At 55.1% G+C, this 17,072-nt stretch carries 24 protein-coding genes; 13 read left to right on the top strand and 11 right to left on the bottom strand.

Annotated features, from left to right (window positions below; all coding sequences use genetic code 11):
* Positions 1–8: 8 nt before the first annotated feature.
* Together psmA and E3E30_RS06715 are read right to left on the bottom strand one after the other, a co-directional pair.
* Positions 9–791, bottom strand: a complete 783-nt coding sequence (gene psmA / locus E3E30_RS06720) for an archaeal proteasome endopeptidase complex subunit alpha (protein WP_042692700.1) — start codon at positions 789–791, stop codon at positions 9–11.
* A 61-nt stretch (positions 792–852) separates the two neighbouring features.
* The gene (locus tag E3E30_RS06715) at positions 853–1,068 is read right to left on the bottom strand and encodes a hypothetical protein (RefSeq protein WP_042692701.1); all 216 of its coding nucleotides are present in this window, start codon (positions 1,066–1,068) and stop codon (positions 853–855) included.
* Positions 1,069–1,122: 54 nt separating this feature from the next.
* Here E3E30_RS06715 and E3E30_RS06710 point away from each other — a divergent pair, with 54 nt between their 5' ends.
* The 4 genes from E3E30_RS06710 (at position 1,123) to E3E30_RS06695 (ending at position 4,507) form a co-directional block, all read left to right on the top strand.
* Positions 1,123–1,587, top strand: coding sequence for an HIT family protein (locus tag E3E30_RS06710; protein WP_167729025.1), 465 nt, complete (start codon positions 1,123–1,125; stop codon positions 1,585–1,587).
* A 61-nt stretch (positions 1,588–1,648) separates the two neighbouring features.
* Positions 1,649–1,978, top strand: a complete 330-nt coding sequence (locus E3E30_RS06705; RefSeq protein WP_167728795.1) for a hypothetical protein — start codon at positions 1,649–1,651, stop codon at positions 1,976–1,978.
* Positions 1,979–1,991: 13 nt separating this feature from the next.
* Positions 1,992–3,611, top strand: coding sequence for a hypothetical protein (locus E3E30_RS06700; RefSeq protein ID WP_167728794.1), 1,620 nt, complete (start codon positions 1,992–1,994; stop codon positions 3,609–3,611).
* Positions 3,608–4,507 (top strand): hypothetical protein, encoded by a 900-nt coding sequence (locus E3E30_RS06695; protein ID WP_167728793.1) that lies wholly within the window; start codon positions 3,608–3,610, stop codon positions 4,505–4,507. The genes E3E30_RS06700 and E3E30_RS06695 overlap by 4 nt, the downstream gene beginning before the upstream one ends.
* Before the next feature lie 258 nt (positions 4,508–4,765).
* On the opposite strand, the gene E3E30_RS06690 is transcribed toward E3E30_RS06695, so the two are convergent.
* Positions 4,766–5,053: a hypothetical protein gene (locus E3E30_RS06690; RefSeq protein ID WP_167728792.1), complete on the bottom strand. Its 288-nt coding sequence runs from the start codon at positions 5,051–5,053 to the stop codon at positions 4,766–4,768.
* 115 nt (positions 5,054–5,168) lie between these two features.
* Here E3E30_RS06690 and iorA point away from each other — a divergent pair, with 115 nt between their 5' ends.
* Positions 5,169–7,076: an indolepyruvate ferredoxin oxidoreductase subunit alpha gene (gene iorA, locus E3E30_RS06685; RefSeq protein ID WP_167728791.1), complete on the top strand. Its 1,908-nt coding sequence runs from the start codon at positions 5,169–5,171 to the stop codon at positions 7,074–7,076.
* On the opposite strand, the gene E3E30_RS06680 is transcribed toward iorA, so the two are convergent.
* From E3E30_RS06680 to E3E30_RS06670, 3 genes are read right to left on the bottom strand one after another with little or no spacing between them, the layout of a single operon-like run.
* Positions 7,073–7,495 (bottom strand): PIN domain-containing protein, encoded by a 423-nt coding sequence (locus E3E30_RS06680; protein WP_167728790.1) that lies wholly within the window; start codon positions 7,493–7,495, stop codon positions 7,073–7,075. The genes iorA and E3E30_RS06680 overlap by 4 nt on opposite strands.
* Positions 7,496–7,505: 10 nt before the next feature.
* Entirely contained in the window at positions 7,506–7,721 is a 216-nt protein-coding gene (locus E3E30_RS06675; RefSeq protein WP_167728789.1) for a hypothetical protein, read from the bottom strand.
* 39 nt (positions 7,722–7,760) lie between these two features.
* Positions 7,761–8,444: a DUF4152 family protein gene (locus tag E3E30_RS06670; protein ID WP_167728788.1), complete on the bottom strand. Its 684-nt coding sequence runs from the start codon at positions 8,442–8,444 to the stop codon at positions 7,761–7,763.
* Between the two features lie 64 nt (positions 8,445–8,508).
* Between E3E30_RS06670 and E3E30_RS06665 the strand changes: the two genes are divergently transcribed.
* Positions 8,509–8,883 (top strand): hypothetical protein, encoded by a 375-nt coding sequence (locus tag E3E30_RS06665; RefSeq protein WP_042692713.1) that lies wholly within the window; start codon positions 8,509–8,511, stop codon positions 8,881–8,883.
* Between the two features lie 6 nt (positions 8,884–8,889).
* Here E3E30_RS06665 and E3E30_RS06660 read toward each other — a convergent pair whose 3' ends face one another.
* Positions 8,890–9,207 carry a hypothetical protein gene (locus tag E3E30_RS06660; protein ID WP_167728787.1) on the bottom strand — a complete coding sequence of 106 codons (318 nt, stop codon included), beginning with the start codon at positions 9,205–9,207 and terminating at the stop codon, positions 8,890–8,892.
* A gap of 46 nt (positions 9,208–9,253) precedes the next feature.
* Here E3E30_RS06660 and E3E30_RS06655 point away from each other — a divergent pair, with 46 nt between their 5' ends.
* A complete protein-coding gene (locus E3E30_RS06655) occupies positions 9,254–10,291 on the top strand; it encodes an AI-2E family transporter (protein WP_167728786.1) in 1,038 nt (345 codons plus the stop codon).
* Here E3E30_RS06655 and E3E30_RS06650 read toward each other — a convergent pair.
* Complete coding sequence (locus tag E3E30_RS06650) at positions 10,227–10,763, bottom strand: nicotinamidase (protein ID WP_042692721.1); 537 nt, start codon at positions 10,761–10,763, stop codon at positions 10,227–10,229. The two genes, E3E30_RS06655 and E3E30_RS06650, sit on opposite strands and share 65 nt — an antisense overlap.
* Before the next feature lie 46 nt (positions 10,764–10,809).
* Entirely contained in the window at positions 10,810–11,214 is a 405-nt protein-coding gene (locus tag E3E30_RS06645) for a DUF2240 family protein (protein WP_346765903.1), read from the bottom strand.
* Between the two features lie 45 nt (positions 11,215–11,259).
* Between E3E30_RS06645 and E3E30_RS06640 the strand changes: the two genes are divergently transcribed.
* Complete coding sequence (locus E3E30_RS06640; RefSeq protein ID WP_167729023.1) at positions 11,260–11,646, top strand: PaaI family thioesterase; 387 nt, start codon at positions 11,260–11,262, stop codon at positions 11,644–11,646.
* On the opposite strand, the gene E3E30_RS06635 is transcribed toward E3E30_RS06640, so the two are convergent.
* Positions 11,616–12,431, bottom strand: a complete 816-nt coding sequence (locus E3E30_RS06635; RefSeq protein WP_167728785.1) for a helix-turn-helix domain-containing protein — start codon at positions 12,429–12,431, stop codon at positions 11,616–11,618. The two genes, E3E30_RS06640 and E3E30_RS06635, sit on opposite strands and share 31 nt — an antisense overlap.
* 82 nt (positions 12,432–12,513) lie before the next feature.
* Between E3E30_RS06635 and E3E30_RS06630 the strand changes: the two genes are divergently transcribed.
* From E3E30_RS06630 to E3E30_RS06610, 5 genes are all read left to right on the top strand, one after another.
* Positions 12,514–13,233 carry an ABC transporter ATP-binding protein gene (locus E3E30_RS06630; protein ID WP_167729022.1) on the top strand — a complete coding sequence of 240 codons (720 nt, stop codon included), beginning with the start codon at positions 12,514–12,516 and terminating at the stop codon, positions 13,231–13,233.
* Entirely contained in the window at positions 13,230–14,288 is a 1,059-nt protein-coding gene (locus tag E3E30_RS06625; protein ID WP_167728784.1) for an ABC transporter permease, read from the top strand. Before E3E30_RS06630 ends, E3E30_RS06625 begins: the two co-directional genes overlap by 4 nt.
* Positions 14,289–14,337: 49 nt before the next feature.
* On the top strand, positions 14,338–14,625 hold the full coding sequence (locus E3E30_RS06620) for a helix-turn-helix transcriptional regulator (protein WP_167729021.1): 288 nt from the start codon (positions 14,338–14,340) through the stop codon (positions 14,623–14,625).
* Between the two features lie 3 nt (positions 14,626–14,628).
* Positions 14,629–15,798, top strand: coding sequence for an MFS transporter (locus E3E30_RS06615; RefSeq protein ID WP_167728783.1), 1,170 nt, complete (start codon positions 14,629–14,631; stop codon positions 15,796–15,798).
* Between the two features lie 87 nt (positions 15,799–15,885).
* Positions 15,886–16,872, top strand: coding sequence for an asparaginase (locus E3E30_RS06610; protein ID WP_167728782.1), 987 nt, complete (start codon positions 15,886–15,888; stop codon positions 16,870–16,872).
* Here the strand turns inward: E3E30_RS06610 and E3E30_RS06605 are convergent.
* Positions 16,856–17,068: a hypothetical protein gene (locus E3E30_RS06605; protein WP_167729020.1), complete on the bottom strand. Its 213-nt coding sequence runs from the start codon at positions 17,066–17,068 to the stop codon at positions 16,856–16,858. The genes E3E30_RS06610 and E3E30_RS06605 overlap by 17 nt on opposite strands.
* Positions 17,069–17,072: the final 4 nt, after the last annotated feature.

Below are 17,072 nucleotides of genomic sequence, written 5' to 3'. Positions count from 1 at the left end.
CCGCCACCTCAGTAGTTCTGGTCGAGCTCGGAGTAGTCCTCGGCCTTCTCCTCAACCTCTTCCTCTTTAATCTCCTCGAGGACCTCGTTGAGGTACTTCTCAAGCTCTTCCCTTGGAAGCTTCTTCCAGCGCTTGTCCTCGGTGGTTATGTAGGCCACCTCTATCGAGTCGGCGGTTGGCTCCTCAAGGGTCTTTGAGAGTGCCAGTATGGCGAGCTTTATTGCCCCGTCCCTGTCAAGGTTCTCGTCGTAGTGCTCCTCGAAGATGGCCATCGCCACGTTCCTTCCGCTTCCTATGGCGACGGCCTTCCATTCGAAGTAGGCACCGCTCGGGTCGGTCTCGTAGAGCTCGGGCTTGTCGTTAACGCCCGCCATGAGCAAAGCGGCACCGAAGGGCCTCACACCGCCGTACTGGGTGTGGGCCTGCTTGAGGTCGCAGATTTTCTTCACCAGAACGGTGAGCGGAACGGGTTCGCCGTAGGTGAGGCGGTAAATCTGGGCCTCCAGCCTGGCCCTGTCAACGAGAACCCTTGCATCAGCGATGATACCGCTCGGAGCGGCCGCTATGTGGTCGTCAATCTGGAAAATCTTCTCGTAGCTCCTCGGCTCAATGAGCCTGCTCGTGATTCTCTTCTCAACGGCCAAAACGACTCCGTCCTTCCACTTAACTCCTACAGCCGTTGCGCCTCTTTTTACAGCTTCCCTCGCATAGTTTACCTGAAACAGCCTTCCGTCCGGGCTGAAAACGGTTATCGCCCGGTCGTAGCCGGCCTGCGGTGGTACAAACGCCATTCTACATCACCCCTGTTTCTCACTCCTTTTCGATAGTTGCCGGGTTTTCTATTAAGCTTTTCTATCCTCCCCTGAAGGCTATAACCGCCATCCTCCTCGCGGTTCTCTTGGCGAGCTCAAGCGGTATGAAAGCCAGCGCGAAGACGACGAGACCGATGTAGAGGGACGCCTTTCCCAGAGGCTTGAATATCAACAGTGCAAAGCCGAGCAGGAGGGTGAGCAGTCCAGCCGAGAGCAACTTCTTATAGGTTCGCTCCATCTCCTTGAGCTCCTCCATGCCACCACCGGGAGCTTTTTTAGGCGGGAGGATTTTAAGCCTTTGGTGTTGCCGATGGAGTGCCCCTTCTGCAGACCGCCGAGGGAACAACTCCTCTACGAGGATAGCCTAATAAGAATCCTGCTCGACGCTTACCCGGCCAGCAGGGGACACCTCCTCGTCGTCCCGAGGAGGCACGTCGAGCGCTGGGAAGATTTGACGGGAGAAGAGAAGCTCGCCCTGATAAGGGGCATGGAGCTGGCGATGGAAGTCCTGAGGGAGACTCTGAAGCCAGACGCCTTCAACGTCGGCATGAACCTCGGAAAGGAGGCAGGTCAAACGGTCCCGCACCTGCATCTGCACGTCATTCCACGCTGGAGGGGCGACAGCAAAAACCCGAGGGGAGGAGTTAGAAAGGCAGTGCTGGATTTAGAGGACGAAAACTTAAGTTTGAAGGAGCGGTGGGTGAAGAACCGACTCAAACCCGAAGAGGTTTCACGGTTGAGGGAGGCTTTTAACGGGGTCTTGGGTAGTGGTTAGTCTGTTCCGCAATATTTTTAATTTTTGGAATCTCAGTTTCACACCGGAACAACATTCGGTGGTGATAAAAGTGAGAAAGGCGGTTGTGGTGTTTCTCATTGTGCTGGTGGTTTTGAGCGGGATGGTGCATCCAACTGTGAAAGCACTGTCAAAAACCCAAACTGGGGAGAGGGGCGTAATTAACCCCTTCTTCGAGGGATACCTAAAATCCCTTCAGAACGCCACTCCTGATGAGCGGAAGGCGATTCTTGCCCTGATTGAGGTCCTCTTAAACGGGACTCTGAGCGGTGATGTCGTGGTTTCGGACTACATGAAAATCAAAAACGCCCACTGGAATGGGACTGACCTGATATTCCAATCTGGTGGTACAACGGAACCGAGCCGGCTTTAATCAAAACGTATCTGTGGCAGAACCCCTATTCTGCCCTCAGTGCAGTTGCAACGTCGGCCCGAGGGACCCTGACAAAGACCTCAAGGTTTACGTCAAATACGAAAGCATACTTGAAAAGGCCGGAATTGGGGGTGAAATCATCGGCATGAAAACGATTGAAGGCGTTAGCGACGTCACGGTGAAAGATGGAACTACAGCATTCTCAATAGCAAAACCGAAAAGCCTGAAGGTTGCACAGGTCAGGCTGGAGAACGGAACGGTAATCAACGTCACCCTCGTGAACACCTACGGGGCTAAGCTGACTTCTCCAAGGGATGACGTCGTTGCGATGGCGAACTCTCCAAGTTCCGCTGAAGTTTTGGGCAATGAGATTACAGGCAACGATGCAGTGACGTTCAAAGGTGACGTTAAAGCGGTGACTCCTTCCGGAGAAGTGCCCCTGAACTCCAATCTGGTCGTCACGTACTCCTCGGCCGATGCACCGGACGGCGAAATCTGGTTCGTTGTAACCACCAACGACGCCGACGGAATACCCTTCTACCGCGAAATCGAGCTGAACAGGGAGCTTGAGGCGAACGGATTTACCGTGCGCTTTGACCCAACGGACAAAAATAACGCCGACCTGAACGGTGACTACGACGGCGACGGCGTTCCTAACGCGGTGGAGCTTTTGATTGGGAAAGACCCGGCGAAGAGAGATATACTCGGCATTGAGCTGAATATCTCAGTAGAATGGAAGATGAGCGAAGAAGACAAGAAGAACCTGATTTACAGCATCAGGAAGGCGAGTGACTTCATCTACGACTACACGGATGGCTACGCGATGATAACCAGGGTTACAATCTGGGATGACAAGAGGAACTGGGACATGGCAGATGTTAGGGTTCATAATGAGGTAGTGGACTTTTGGGAAAGGGATTCGGATGCGTGGCCACATGCTTCAGTTGGTGGATACTGGATACGTAGGGATGGGGCAATACAAGATAAGTACAAATCCAATGTCCACGTTGAATTGCCAAAAGCGTTTGGGTCTCTGCTAAGGAACATTGACCATCTTGATGAATACATCCAAACGTGTTCAGCGATTCCGGGTATAGGTGCGTGTGTTTTGGCAAAACTTCTTGGTGATAAAGTGGAAATGGGCTCAGTGGACTATGATAGGGCTATTGCCCATGAACTCGGTCACTACGTGTTCATACTCGGCGATGAGTACATGGACTGGAAGGGCAGAATTTACTACACTTATGACCTCTTTGATAAACTCATATTCATGAGCGATGCGTGGTGGTTCTACCATAACAACGTGCCTCCACACTCAGTAATGAACAATGCCTACAGGTATAGTGAGTTGAGCTGGCCTGCTGATTACGAGAGGTTCAAGGCTAAGCTGATACAGAGATTCGGAGACAACTGGGAAGAACATATGACGGACCAGTGGGGTAAATGGAAAGAATGTTCTCGTGAGACTTTAAGTCAGTTACTCGACGGAAACTTGCAATTTACATTTCAGATGGATAATTCCACAGTTACTATACGTCCCAATAAGGCAGGAATTGAATTTTTACTATTAGATACTCCCTATACTGGTCCCTATACCGGCGTCGGCTACTTCATGGAGGTGATTTGGGGATGAAATGGACCGGGGCTCTTTTTATTTTTATTCTTCTCGCAGTATCACTGTGGGGCCTCCAGGCTTACAAAGTCCGCGAGACGTTAACAAGTCCAGATAAGACCTTTGAGATGGCAACCGTAGAGAACGCACAACTAATTGCCGCATACGTCGATAAAGGAATACTCGCCCCCACATGGCATTTCGCCTTCTACAATCCAAAAACACGGGAGATTTTTGTTACCAGCGTAAAGGGAAGCCTCTGGCCATGGCCACACGTCACTCTCAAAAGACAGACTTACTCAACCGAGTATAATTACTCCTCTCTGGCTCTTCAAAAAACACTCTTGAAAAACTGGAGGGGGCAAGCTCCCGCGCTCCTCTTCAATGACACATGGTACTCTCAGGATAATCAAAAAAACGTACTTTCAAGGCTCACAAGTCTCAGGATTCAAAACGCATCATTTGGTAAAATTGGATTGTTCTACTCTAAAAATGGCTTCTGGGTGGGGCTAAATGAGATAAAATCCTGTGGAGGAGACTACTCTTTCCCACCCGCTGGGCCTGGAGGCATTTTAGTTCCTCCAGAGTTGTCAGGCAAAAATCTCCCGACAGTCATAGAGATTACGTGGAACTCCCCCTACGGCTCAGAAAGAGCATTGGTGTTTTTTAATGGAGCCATGATTAAAGCCCATACAACAAAACCCCTCACCTGTCCGTTTGAACTTCAAAACCTTACCAGCGCTTTGAGAATCTGGAGGGAATACTTTGAATACAACCCCAATAGAATGGCACTGTGGGTCTCCCGCCCCCTTGATACTTCGTCCAAGGAGTGCACCAACGAAACAACATGGGTCATCATTGCCCTCCGTAATGGAGATTGTGGAAACGAATGGTGGGGAAACCTTGAGGACACGTGATGCCAAAGAGATTAATCTAAAAACCGGCCCATACACTGGCGTTGGTTACTTCATGGAGGTGGTTTGGGGGTGAGGGTTAAGGTTTTGCTTGTTTTTCTCATTATTTCCTTCCTGCTTGGCGGATTAGCTTATACAAAGCACGCAAGGAACGAAGAGTTAAAGGATCCAAAATTCGTTTACGAGCATTATCTAAAAACCTATGAGGTGGAAAACTACACTCTCCCAGAGTTTACTTTGGAGCTTGATAGCGTCCTTAAATCAGTAGGCGTAGCTCTCGCTCTTCCTGAGGAGTTCGAGGGTCTTCAGGAGTCTCTCAACTTCTTCCCTTGGGTAATACTCCTCGACGTCGCTCTCCGGGTCGAGCCTCCCAAGTTCCGCCCTGAGCTTTTCTAAATCTTCTAAATCCTCCTGAATCTCGACGGCCCTCTGGGCGAACTCGTAGCTCGTGTAGGGGCTCTCAAAAATCCTCTGCTGGTTGACTACGAGCGCTATCCGGAGGTGGCCTATCGTTTCTTCCAAAAGCTCAAGGAGTTCTTTGACCTTCATAAAACTTCCTCTACGTCACGGTATATAAGCCTTGGTTCGAAAATCTTTCGAAATCCGTGCGGAGCGGTTGAAGGCAGAGTTTTAACCTCCTGTGTCAATCCACTACGGTGGTGACATGGAGGCGGTTAAGGCTTACCCTTCTGATTCGGCCGAGGTGAAAGGTGAGAGGCGAGAGAAGAAGCTTCTCATGGGAAACGAGGCGATAGCCTACGGCGCCCTTGAGAGCGGCGTTGTTTTTGCCACCGGCTACCCCGGAACGCCTTCAACTGAAGTGATAGAGACGATAGCGAGGCTCAAGCCAGAGGTCTTCGCCGAGTGGGCGCCCAACGAGAAGGTTGCCCTTGAGGAAGCCGCAGGAGTTGCCTACACCGGCCTCAGGGCGCTCGTTACTATGAAGTGCGTCGGTTTGAACGTGGCAGCGGACCCGCTTATGAGCCTCGCCTATTCCGGCGTCGAGGGCGGCTTAGTAATCCTCGTGGCGGACGACCCCGGACCCCACACCTCCCAGACGGAGCAGGACGACCGCTATTATGGAAAGCTCTCCCTCCTGCCCGTTCTCGAGCCGGCCGACCCGCAGGAAGCTCACGACCTGATTAAGTACGCCTACGAGCTGAGCGAGAGGTACAAAGTCCCGGTCATCTTCAGGACAACGACCAGGGTTAACCACACAACCGCCGATGTGGAAGTCGGCGAGTTCATCGAACTCGACAGAAAGCCCGTCTTCAAGAAGGACATCGAGCGCTACGTGCGCGCGAGCATGGAGGGCAACAGGAAGAGGCACAGGTGGCTCAACGAGACACTCGCCAAGATTGAGGAGGAGTTCAACTCGATGCCCTTCAACTGGGTCGAGGGGAGCGGTAGAATCGGAATAATCGTCGAGGGCGCGCCCTACAACTACGTGAAGGAGGTCCTCCCGGGAATCAACGCGGACTTTAAAGTCCTCAAGCTCTCAACGCCCCACCCGCTTCCGAGAAAGCTCGTTGTTGATTTCCTCAAAACCGTTGATTTCGCGATTGTAATCGAGGACGGCGCGCCGTTCCTCGAGGAGGAGGTCAAGATAGCCGCTTACGAGGCCGGCTTGAACGTCCCGATATACGGCAAGAGAACCGCTCATTTACCGCTTGAGGGCGAACTAACCCCGAGCCTCGTCAGAAACGCCCTCCTCAGGCTAATCGGTGAAAGCGAGGAGACCTACGAGAAGCCGGAGGAGGTGAAGCTCGCTGAAAGCCTCGCCCCGAAGAGACCGCCGGTGATGTGCCCCGGCTGTCCGCACAGGGGAAGCTATAGGGCCGCTTTGGATGCCCTCCGCGACCTCAAGCTCGGTCGCTATTCCGTCCCCATTCATGGAGATATCGGCTGTTACGCCCTCTCGCTCCTGCCCCCGCTCGAGGCAATCTGGACCGAATACGTCATGGGTGCGAGCATCAGCTTAGCGAACGGCCAGAGCGTCGTTATGAACAAGAAGATAATCGCGACAATCGGTGACTCGACGTTCTTCCACAACGGAATTCAGCCCCTCGTTGATGCTGTCTACAAGAACCTGAACGTTCTGGTGATGATACTCGACAACAGAACCACCGCGATGACCGGCCACCAGCCTCACCCGGGAACCGGTGGAAGTGAAACCGGCAGGAAGTTCAACGAGATTGACATAGAGGCCCTGGTCAAGGCCCTCGGAGTGAAGTACGTGAAGACCGTTGACCCATACGACCTCAAGGCCACGAGGGAGGCTATAAAGGAGGCCATGCAGGTGGAGGGGCCGGCTGTGATAATAGCGAAGCGCGAGTGCGTCATTCCAGTGATAAGGCGCGGTGAGATAGGCGAGATTCCGCTCGTCGTCGAGGACAAGTGTACTGGCTGTAAGGCGTGCATACTCCTGACCGGCTGTCCGGCGCTCGTTTACGACCCCGAGACGAACAAGGTGCGCATAGACAGCCTGCTCTGTACGGGCTGTGGCGTCTGCAACCAGACGTGCCCGTTCGACGCCATAAAGTTCCCGAGCGAGCTGGAGAAGGGGGCTTAGCCCCCAATCACTTTTAAAAACTTTATCCCCTCAAAATCCCTATCAAACGTGGCAATCTCTGTTATTCCGTGCTTTAAGCATGTAGCAACTATTATGGCGTCATTTGGCAAAAGACCAAACTTCTCTGAAACTGTCATAATGGTTTCAATATCGTCTTCTTCCTCAATAATCTCAATGCCTGAAAGATTTACAAGCTCCAGAACAAGGGAGTACGCTCTTTTGAGTATCAAACGGCCTTCTTGGCTCTTTGCGAACGCTTTGGCGTCGTATATGTTAGTAACGCCCTTCTCTTTTGCAAGCCTCCGAAAAGTCACATAGATGGCCTCATTTATTGTTGTCTTGGAGGTGACTTTGTTTGGGTATTCAAGTATTCGCTCAGCACTTTCGCTCATCGGCGTTTCAAAGAGGTAGCTGTACATGACGTTCGCGTCAATATAAATCACCGAACTCAGCCTCCAGCTCGTATGCATTCAGTTCCTCAAATTCGGCCTTTCCCAGAATCCCTCTGAGTTTCCTGAAGTCGCCTTTCGGCCGTTTTTTCTCCTTTACAAGCTCCCTGCGGAGCAGTTCAAGTTCCAGGAGCCTCTTTAATTCGTCGGGGTCAGTGTTCTCGGGAACGTTCACCCTGAGGGTAATGACCGGCATATGACCACCATAAAAATTTGGACGGGAAAGTTAAATCCCTTACTCCCTCCAAACCTCGAGAACCATGAAGCGCCTGACGAGCGGATTCGGGTAGAGCTCCCAGCCGATTCCCTCTGTTTCCGCTTCGATTTCCCCGAAGAGACCGCCCTCGCGCGGGTCGAGGCTTTCTCCGTAGATTTTTCCGGGCCTTATCTCGACTTTCATGTAGCGCGGGAGGCCGACTATCGCTTTCCCTTCCTTCCTCGCGTACTCTATGGCCCACTTCGCCGTGTATAAGCCGGCGTAGATTTCCGCTATCCTAACCGGGACACTCGACTTGCCGATGGCTATTATCTCTATCCCGGTCTCCTCCCAGAGTTTCTTCGCCAGCGGTTGGAGGTCCTTCGCGAGGTCCTTCCATACCTCCTTCCCGCGGTCGGTTATCGTTAAGGCGTCAATCGTCGGCTCGTCGAGCTTTCTCACCTCTATCCCGCCGATGGTCGAGTCGAGATGGACAACGTCCGGTTTGACCTCCCTTGCAAGCTCCACCGCGAGGAAAGCCTCATCCCTGATGGCCTGCCTTCCGCTCATGTCGTAGTCGAAGGGGTTGGCGTAGCGAACCCTGCTGAGAGTTGCGGTTCTGTAGGGCTTCTCAACCAGTACTGCCGCCGTTGCAATGAGCCCTATCGGCTCGTAGTCCTCGGTTAGTAGGGCCCCACCCGTGTCGGCTGAAACAATCCTCATGGCAACCACCGTTAACGACCAATTACCGATATACTCTCAAGTTCAAATACGTATGGTGAGACCGATGGATAGGACAGTTTATGAAGCTTTGGGGAAGTACGTTGACAGCTTATCAAACTCCCTGTACCTGGGCACGAGCCGGGGGACGGTTTACCTCGAGGACGAGCCCGTAACCCCGGAGGATGTAAGGCTCTCGCTCTTCTTCTCGGGAAAATCAATAGAGATAAGCTCCCTGTGGGGCAGGGAAAATCATGGGGCGCTCTATTTGAGGGGCTCTCCCAAGGTTCGCTTCCGCTCCGGAAGGATTGAGCTGCTCTTCCTCACGAGAAAGGGTCATGTCCTCGTTCGGCTCAGGGCAGGCAGGGGCTTTGCCAAAGTCCTCGCGAACACTGCCTCCCAGTGTAGCGGGGGCGTTGGTTCGCTCTGGGTCAGAGGCTGAGTCTCGTCACCGCTCGGAACTCGGCAAACTCATCATCCCCTTCAGTTCTTCCAGCTCCTCCCTTAAAGCTCTTGCCGTTTCCTCGCTTCCCGTGAGAGATGAATACTTTCTCAGGGCCCCCTCAAGCTCCGGCCATTTTCCAAGGAAACCGCTGAGCCTCTCTGCCGGAACGAGCATTCCGGTTTCCCTGTAAACCACCAGCGCGCCGAGCGTTTTCAGGGCGTCGAGAAGGGCCTCGAAGGCCTCGCCGTATCGGCCCTCTTCAATCAGCCTCTCGCCTCTCTCAAGGTATGAGATGAACCTCTCAACCAGCGCCTCCTCCATACGACCACCGGCGGGTTTTTATAGTCGGGGCTAATAAACCCTTGGGATGAAGACCGAGGAACTCGTCTGGGGCGCGGTCATAGCAATCATCCTCTACGTAACCTGGAGGGTAGTGCATCCCCTCGTGACTCCCATATTCTTCGGGTTCGTTCTGGCCTACGCTTCCTACCCGATTCAGCGCAGGCTCTCTGTAAAGCTTGGAAGGAAGCGCTCCGCCCTCGTGATAAGCCTTTCAATGCTCGTCTTTGGCGGAGCACTGACGCTGGAACTCCTCCTCGTCTCTGTTCAGGTTCTCATGTCCTTTTACGACAGCGTCGTGAACGTCTTCAACTGGCTTCTGACCCTTCCGCTACCTTCGGACGTCCTCAACTTCCTCCAGCACTTTCAGGACCAGGTGGTTCCCAGGATAGCTGATTACCTCTCAAGGCAGGCGTTCTCCCTGCCCTCTTACCTCCTCCAGCTCTTCGTGTTCTTCTTCACCTACTACTACGCCCTCGCCTACGGGGAGGAAATCCGGGCCCAGATATACGCCCTCCTGCCCGAGAAAAACCGCGAGCTCGGCGAGGAAATCTTACGGAGCGTGAACAAAACCCTCTCCGCCCTCGTTAGGGCATGGCTCCTCCTCAACGTGGCCAAGGGAATCCTGATGACAATCGGCTTCACAATCTTCCGCGTCTCGGACCTCTACACGGCCATAGTCGCCGGTTTCCTGACGTTCGCCTTTTCCTTCGTCCCCCTCTTCGAGGGCTGGATGATTTGGCTCGCGGCGGCGATATACTTTGCTGTCAAGGGCGCTTATCTACACGCCCTCGGAATAGCGCTCTACGGCTTCTTCCTCGTCTCCCCGATGCCCGACTACACGATAAGGCCAATGCTCGTGGCGAGAGACACGGAGCTCGACGAGACCCTCGTGTTCATTGGAATGATTGGCGGAACCTGGGCGATGGGGCTGAAGGGCCTTATAATAGGACCAATCGTGTTAAACCTGCTCCTCGTCCTCCTAAAAGAATGGAAAAGGCTCACAGAATCTTCACGCCGGCCTTCTCAAGCTCCTCAAGAGCTTTCTTCTCGTCCTCCGGGTTGATGCCCTTGACCGCGTCGCTCAGGAGATAGACCTCGAAGCCGTGCTTCACGGCATCTAAGGCCGTCGCCCTGACGCAGTACTCCGTCGCGACACCGCAGACGTAAACCCTCTTAACGCCCTTCTCCCTGAGTATCTCTGCGAGATTCGTCCCCTCGAAGCCGGAGTAGGCTTCCTTGTCCGGCTCGGTGGCCTTGGAGATTATCACCGCGTCCTCTGGCAACTCGACAACGAACTCCGCCCCCTCGGTTCCCTGAACGCAGTGCTTCGGCCAGGGGCCTCCCTGCTCTTTAAAGCTTATGTGGTTTTCCGGGTGCCAGTCGCGCGTCGCCACTATCAGCGCTCCCTTCTCCTTGAACTTCCTGATGTACTCGTTGACCTTCGGAATTATCTTGTCGCCGTCGGGAACCGGCAACGCTCCGCCGGGCATGAAATCCCTCTGCATGTCCACGACGATGAGAGCCTCCTCGGGCATGGCGGTCACCAATTACAGAATCGGGGTGGAGGTTAATAAGGGTTAATCAGACGTCAATCCTGTCCCTGAACTTCGACATGTCAATGCCCTTCTCAAGGCCGAAGAGGTAAGCTAAAATCCGCTCGTCCAGGTCGCCGTAGCGCTCGCGCAGTGCCTTTATCCCCTCCATCACCTCAAGCTCGCTCCACCCGAGAGTCCTCGCTATATGAACAACCATCTCCCCGAGCAGGTTTTCGGGCTTCTCGGCCTCTTCAAGGGCCTCAATCCTCGCGTGGAGCTTTCCCTCGCGCTCCTCCAGGAGACCTTCCTTAATCCACTCCTCTATCAGCTCCTTTGCCTCACTAACCGAGAAGCGCCGCAGGCGAAAGCTCAGGATTCCGACCAGCTCGCTCCTCGTGAACTCGGTTGAGCCCTTGACCCGGACTGCTTCCTCCAGCGGGTGCATAGGCATCAAGCTTTTTAGGGCTCTCGGATAGATAAACTTTTGGTGTGGGAAATGGAGCAGAGGACGCACAGGCTTACCTCTGAGAGGCTCGTCGGAAGGCCGCTGAAAATCGAACCCGGGAAAGCTGAGGTCGAGCTTTTAACTACTGAGGAGATGGCGGTTGATGAGTACGGCCTCGTTCACGGCGGCTTTACCTTTGGACTGGCAGACTACGCGGCTATGCTCGCCGTGAACGAGCCCACCGTCGTCCTCGGAAAGGCGGAAGTGAAGTTCCTGAGGCCAGTTAAGGCCGGTGAGAGGCTGATGGCCAAGGCCGAGGTAATCGAAGACCTTGGACGTAAAAAGCTGGTGAAAGCCGAGGTTTTCAACGAGAAGAACGAGAAGGTCTTTGAGGGAACGTTCCACTGCTACGTCCTTGAAAGGCACGTGCTCGAATAGCCGTCCAGCTTCCTGAGGTAGTACTCCACGACCTCCCTCTGGATTACGGGGATGAAGGGTATCTTCACGAGGATGCCCTTGATTCCGCCTTCCTCGTAGACGAGGAGAGACTCCCGGGAGTCCCTGACGAAGAGGCCCTTCACGACGTAGCGCTCCCCTGTGGAGAAGAGGGCCCTCGCAACTGCCTCCATGAAGTCCCTTGGCTCACCTTCGAGGACCTTTGAGAGGGGGAGGTAGTAAACATCTCCCAGTTCCTCAAGTCTGCTCTCGCGGAAGGCCTTCCTCGTGAGTATGAGGATTTTTGGAGTTATTCCTTTCTCCTTCGCCCTCTCAAAGGCCTTCCTGAACTTCAGGACGAGGGTAGGTTCCATAAACGTCGCCACGAACTCTTCTCCGGTTTCTTCAGCGAGCTCCTCGGCGCGGCTCCTAACGCTCCACTCACCCTGGAGGTACCACACGGGGAGCCACTCCTCCTGCCGGTCCCTCTGGCGGCTCTTGAGCATTATTATCGCCTCCTCCGCTGAGCGAATGTAGTCGTCCCTAAGCGACGCTATCACCTTCTCGGGCTCAACCGCCCTGAAGTACGCCGGACTGCCCTCGCTGACCTCAACGAAGCCCCTCTTGTGGAGCCTCTTCAGGACGTCGTAGACCCTGGGCCTCGGGACGCCGCTCTCTTTGGCTATCTCGCTCGCCTTCGCGGGCCCGGTGATGACGAGGGCCACGTAGACCCTCGCCTCGTACTCCTTCAGACCAAGCCTCATCAGCCTCTCAACGAGCTCCTCCATGGGACCACCCTTTAAAATTTGTAACTCTTTCAGTTACAACATCCTTATATCCCTTTTCCCGGAGGTGAACCCGGTGGTGGCGATGCCCGCCCTCGTTGTTAAGGAGCTCAGAAAGAGCTACGGGGACTTTGAAGCCGTCAGGGGGCTCTCCTTCGAGGTTGAAAAGGGAGAGATATTCGGTCTCATCGGGCCGAACGGGGCAGGAAAGACGACAACGATAAAGACAATAGTCGGGCTTCTGAAGCCGGATTCCGGCGAAATCGAGCTTTTGGGCAGGAAAATGCCGGACAAAGAAGTTTTGGCCAGGGTCGGCTACATGCCGCAGGAGCTGGCCCTCTACCTGAACCTCACCGTCGAGGAGAACCTGTGGTTCTACTCCCGCCTCTACGGCCTCCCCCGAGAGGAGTTCGAGAGGAGGAAGGAGGAGGTGCTGAGATTCGTGGGGCTTGAGGAGTTCCGGGACAGGCTTGTTGCGGAGCTCAGCGGTGGGATGCAGAGGAGGGCCTCCCTCGCCTGCGCGCTGGTGCACGAACCCGAGTTTCTAATCCTCGATGAACCCACCGTGGGGGTTGACCCGGGGCTGAGGGCAAGCTTCTGGAGGTACTTCCGCGAGCTGACAGACGAGGGTGCTTCAATCCTTATAACGACGCACTACATGGACGAGGCCGTGAACTGCGACCGCGTTGCGATTGTGATTGCCGGAAGGGTCCTCGTCACGGCGACTCCTGAGGAGATTATGGCTGAGACCGGCTCGGCAACGCTCGAAGAGGCCGTTCTAAAGCTCACGGGGGTGAAAGGATGAACTCAGGAAGGGTTTTGGCCGTGGCGAGGAGGAGCCTGCTGGAGCTGAGGCACGATAAGAGGCTCCTGAGCTACGCCCTAATCACTCCGATTGTCCTCATGGTGCTCTTCGGCCTGGCCTTCGGCGGCCACGTCCACGACGTTAAGGTGGTCGTCGTCAACGACGACGGAAGCTTCGGCTCCGAGTTCATTGGGAACCTCAACGCGAGCATGTTCTCTGTTTCGAGGGCGGAAACCCTGGGGGATGCCTTGAAAGAGCTGAGGGACGGGAGGTGCTGGGCCGTCATCTACTTCCCGGAGAATCCCGGGGAAATCAGGGTCTACCTCGACAGGAGCAACACCTACATAGCCGACGCCGTCGTTTCGGGAATCAACGCTGCGCTCATGAGAACCCTCGAGGGGAACGGCCTCAGACTGCCGGTCAGGGTCAGCTACAATGCCGTGTACGGAAGGAACGCCAAGTTCATGGACACGTTCCTGCCGGGGGTCATGTCGCTCGCGGTGTTCCTAATCTCGACGGTGCTCTCAATCCTGTCCTTCATAGGTGAGAGGAACCTCGGAACGCTCGACAGGGCCCTGGCGAGCCCATTGAGTGAGGGGGAGGTGGTCCTCGGCTACTCGATAGCTTCGGGTGTGATAGGGACAATCCAGGCGGCGATAATGCTCGCCATAGCGGTCTTCGGCTTCGGGGTGAACGTTGAGGGGAGCCTCCTCTTGGCATTCGCCCTCGTGGCGCTCCTGGCAATCGTCGGCGTCAACCTCGGGATACTCCTCTCCAACCTCGCCCGGAACGAGGCGCAGGCGGTCCAGTTCGTCCCGATGATAGTCGTCCCCACGTTTCTGCTGTCGGGCATCTTCTGGCCGGTGGAGGCCATACCGAAGTACCTCCGGCCGTTCTCCTATCTTCTCCCCCCAACGTACGCGGTGGATTCCCTCAGGTCGGTCATGATTCGCGGCTGGGGACTCAATAAAATATGGGGCGACGTGGCCGTTCTTCTCGGCTTTGGGGTCCTCTTCCTCGGCCTGGCGGTGCTCAACATGAAGCGCCGCCGCTGAGCCAAAATTTTTTATACCCAAATATCGCATCTCGATATCGGTGTTCGATATGAAGTACCGGGACTTCCTAACGCTCCACGTCCTCCACCACGCGAGGGAAGGCGTCACAGGCAGTTTCATGATGGAAGAACTTAGGAGGCACGGCTACAAACTCAGTCCCGGCACGATTTACCCCCTCCTCCACGAGCTCGAGCGGAAGGGCCTCCTCACGAGCAGGGAAGAAGTCCGGAACGGGAGGAGGGTTAGGGTTTACACGATAACGGAAAGGGGCCTTAGGGCCCTTGAAGAGGGAAAAGAGAAGCTGAGGGAGCTCTGTGAGGAGCTTCTGGAGGAATGAAGGATGGACGAGAAAGAAAAGAGGGTCTTCGGAATCAGCTGGAACGTCTTTCTCCTCGGCATCGTCAGCTTCCTCAACGATATGAGCAGTGAGATGATAGCGCCGATAGTTCCGGCTTACCTGACGGTGGTTCTCAAAGTCGGGAAGCTCGCTGGCGGTTCGATAATGGGCCTCATCGAGAGTGCGAGTTCGCTCTTCAAGGTTCTCTTCGGCTACTTCAGCGACCGTTTCAGGAAGCGCAAGGCCTTCGTGTTCACAGGTTATGCTCTCTCAACGCTCTCCAAGGGTCTGCTTGCCTTTTCGCGCGGTCCGCTCGACTTCCTCGCGCTCAGACTGCTCGACAGAACGGGGAAGGGGATACGAACGGCCCCGCGCGACGCTCTAATAGCCGAATCGAGCAACGGAAAAACCGGAAAGTCCTTCGGCTTTCACAGGATGATGGACACCCTTGGCGCGGTTGCCGGTCCCCTCGTGGCGGTTCTGCTAATCGGACTCCTCTCCTACCTGCCGAAGGAAACCCTCTACAGGAGGATTTTCCTCCTCTCCGCCGTCCCGGGCCTTCTCTCGCTAATCATAATAGCGCTCTTCGTCAAGGACAGGGGCGGGGAAGTTAAGAGGAAAATAACCGCCGTCTCGTCGCTGAGGAGCCGTTCCCTTCAGCTCTTCCTCGCGGTCGTTGCCATAGGAACCCTCGGCAGATACAGCTACGCCTTCACCCTCTGGAAGGCCGAGGAGCTCGGCTACACGGTTCTGCAGGGTTCTGCCTTCTACGCGCTCTTCAACCTCATCTACGCCCTCTCAGCCTACCCGATAGGCGTTTATTCGGACAGGGTGAGCAAGAAGGCCTTAATCGGCGTCGGCTTCCTTCTCTCGGCCCTCGCAAGCCTGTGCTTTGCCTTCGCGAGGGACTTGACGGTTCTTCTCCTCGCCTTCGTCCTCTACGGCCTCTACATGGCGGTGATTGACACCGTTCCGAGGGCGTACATGGCTGAGCTGGCAGGGGAGGGCGAGAAGGGGACGGTTATCGGTGCATACCACACGGTGGTTGGCGTCTTCGCCTTTCCGGCCTCGCTGATTGCCGGCTACCTCTGGAGCGCCTACTCCTTAACCTACAGCTTCCTCTTCGCCTCCGCCATGGCCTTCTTGGCCTTCGTCCTGCTCCAGTTTGATTGACGTTCTGCCAATTTTTTCTGTCCCTTTTTGTTCATTCCCCGTCAAAAAGACTAAAAACTGCGGGGCCTACTCGGCACGGTGGTGGGAGTGAGGATTCTAATAATAGGCACCGGCGGGACGATAGCGAGTGCGAAGACCGAGAAGGGTTACAAAGCCACGCTGAGCGTCGGCGAGATACTGGAGATGGCCGGGATAAAGGGTGACGGCGTTGAGATGGAGGCGAAGGACATACTCAACCTCGACAGCACGCTGATTCAGCCCGAGGACTGGATAACGATTGGAAAGGCCGTTTTTGAGAGCCTGAACGACTACGATGGAATCGTCATAACCCACGGAACGGATACCCTCGCCTACACCTCCTCGGCTTTAAGTTTCATGCTGAGGAACGTTCCGATTCCTGTAGTTCTGACGGGCTCGATGCTCCCCATAACGGAACCCAACAGCGACGCGCCGAGGAACCTGAAAACTGCCCTAACCTTCGCTATGAAGGGCTTTCCTGGGATATACGTCGCCTTCATGGACAAGATAATGCTCGGCACGCGCGTTTCAAAGGTTCACTCCCTCGGCCTCAACGCTTTCCAGAGCATAAACTATCCCGACATTGCTTACATCAAGGGTGAGGAGGTCGTTGTACGGCACAGGCCCGAGCTTCCCGCCGGAGGACCGTCCTTCGACCCGAGGATAGACCCGAATGTTGCCTACCTTCGCCTCACGCCGGGCCTTTCCCCGGAGGTCTTTCTCGCGGTTGCGGAGAGGGTTCACGGCATAGTTCTCGAAGGCTACGGCGCCGGGGGGATTCCCTACCGCGGGCGGAACCTCCTCGAGGCCGTCTCAAAGGTCGCCCGCGAAAAACCCGTGGTCATGACGACGCAGGCTCTCTACGGTGGCGTTGACCTGACGCGCTACGAAGTTGGCAGAAGGGCCCTTGAGGCCGGCGTTATTCCCGCCGGAGACATGACGAAAGAAGCAACGCTCGTCAAGCTCATGTACGCCCTCGGCAGGACGGGGGAGGTTGAAGAAGTGAGAAGGATAATGGAGAAAAACCTCGCCGGGGAGCTCAGCTCAGCTTTTTGAGCTCCTCGTCGCCTATTATGAGGGGTCTCTCGGCCTCTATGACGTAGCTCAGCTTCCACTCAACCTCTCCCCTGTTCATGAGCTCGGCGTAGCGCTTTGCATTCTCCTCAGCCTCTTCAAGTGAGGAAGCCTCAACGATTCTCCTGACGTACCACTTTCTGTCTCCAAATCTGAGCTTGAACTCGGCCATGAACATGGGC

It is taken from the genome of Thermococcus sp. 9N3 (genome assembly GCF_012027685.1).
Lineage (GTDB): Archaea > Methanobacteriota_B > Thermococci > Thermococcales > Thermococcaceae > Thermococcus > Thermococcus nautili.
The sequence above is the reverse complement of the archived record's forward strand: the minus strand, read 5'-3'. Positions and strand labels throughout refer to the sequence as shown.

Bases quoted from the DNA above. Each gene is read 5' to 3' on its own strand.
- psmA (WP_042692700.1), bottom strand. From the start codon at position 791: ATGGCGTTTGTACCACCGCAGGCCGGCTACGACCGGGCGATAACCGTT.
- E3E30_RS06715 (WP_042692701.1), bottom strand. From the start codon at position 1,068: ATGGAGGAGCTCAAGGAGATGGAGCGAACCTATAAGAAGTTGCTCTCG.
- E3E30_RS06710 (WP_167729025.1), top strand. From the start codon at position 1,123: ATGGAGTGCCCCTTCTGCAGACCGCCGAGGGAACAACTCCTCTACGAG.
- E3E30_RS06695 (WP_167728793.1), top strand. From the start codon at position 3,608: ATGAAATGGACCGGGGCTCTTTTTATTTTTATTCTTCTCGCAGTATCA.
- E3E30_RS06690 (WP_167728792.1), bottom strand. From the start codon at position 5,053: ATGAAGGTCAAAGAACTCCTTGAGCTTTTGGAAGAAACGATAGGCCAC.
- iorA (WP_167728791.1), top strand. From the start codon at position 5,169: ATGGAGGCGGTTAAGGCTTACCCTTCTGATTCGGCCGAGGTGAAAGGT.
- E3E30_RS06680 (WP_167728790.1), bottom strand. From the start codon at position 7,495: ATGTACAGCTACCTCTTTGAAACGCCGATGAGCGAAAGTGCTGAGCGA.
- E3E30_RS06675 (WP_167728789.1), bottom strand. From the start codon at position 7,721: ATGCCGGTCATTACCCTCAGGGTGAACGTTCCCGAGAACACTGACCCC.
- E3E30_RS06670 (WP_167728788.1), bottom strand. From the start codon at position 8,444: ATGAGGATTGTTTCAGCCGACACGGGTGGGGCCCTACTAACCGAGGAC.
- E3E30_RS06665 (WP_042692713.1), top strand. From the start codon at position 8,509: ATGGATAGGACAGTTTATGAAGCTTTGGGGAAGTACGTTGACAGCTTA.
- E3E30_RS06660 (WP_167728787.1), bottom strand. From the start codon at position 9,207: ATGGAGGAGGCGCTGGTTGAGAGGTTCATCTCATACCTTGAGAGAGGC.
- E3E30_RS06655 (WP_167728786.1), top strand. From the start codon at position 9,254: ATGAAGACCGAGGAACTCGTCTGGGGCGCGGTCATAGCAATCATCCTC.
- E3E30_RS06650 (WP_042692721.1), bottom strand. From the start codon at position 10,763: ATGCCCGAGGAGGCTCTCATCGTCGTGGACATGCAGAGGGATTTCATG.
- E3E30_RS06645 (WP_346765903.1), bottom strand. From the start codon at position 11,214: ATGCCTATGCACCCGCTGGAGGAAGCAGTCCGGGTCAAGGGCTCAACC.
- E3E30_RS06640 (WP_167729023.1), top strand. From the start codon at position 11,260: ATGGAGCAGAGGACGCACAGGCTTACCTCTGAGAGGCTCGTCGGAAGG.
- E3E30_RS06635 (WP_167728785.1), bottom strand. From the start codon at position 12,431: ATGGAGGAGCTCGTTGAGAGGCTGATGAGGCTTGGTCTGAAGGAGTAC.
- E3E30_RS06630 (WP_167729022.1), top strand. From the start codon at position 12,514: ATGCCCGCCCTCGTTGTTAAGGAGCTCAGAAAGAGCTACGGGGACTTT.
- E3E30_RS06625 (WP_167728784.1), top strand. From the start codon at position 13,230: ATGAACTCAGGAAGGGTTTTGGCCGTGGCGAGGAGGAGCCTGCTGGAG.
- E3E30_RS06620 (WP_167729021.1), top strand. From the start codon at position 14,338: ATGAAGTACCGGGACTTCCTAACGCTCCACGTCCTCCACCACGCGAGG.
- E3E30_RS06615 (WP_167728783.1), top strand. From the start codon at position 14,629: ATGGACGAGAAAGAAAAGAGGGTCTTCGGAATCAGCTGGAACGTCTTT.
- E3E30_RS06605 (WP_167729020.1), bottom strand. From the start codon at position 17,068: ATGTTCATGGCCGAGTTCAAGCTCAGATTTGGAGACAGAAAGTGGTAC.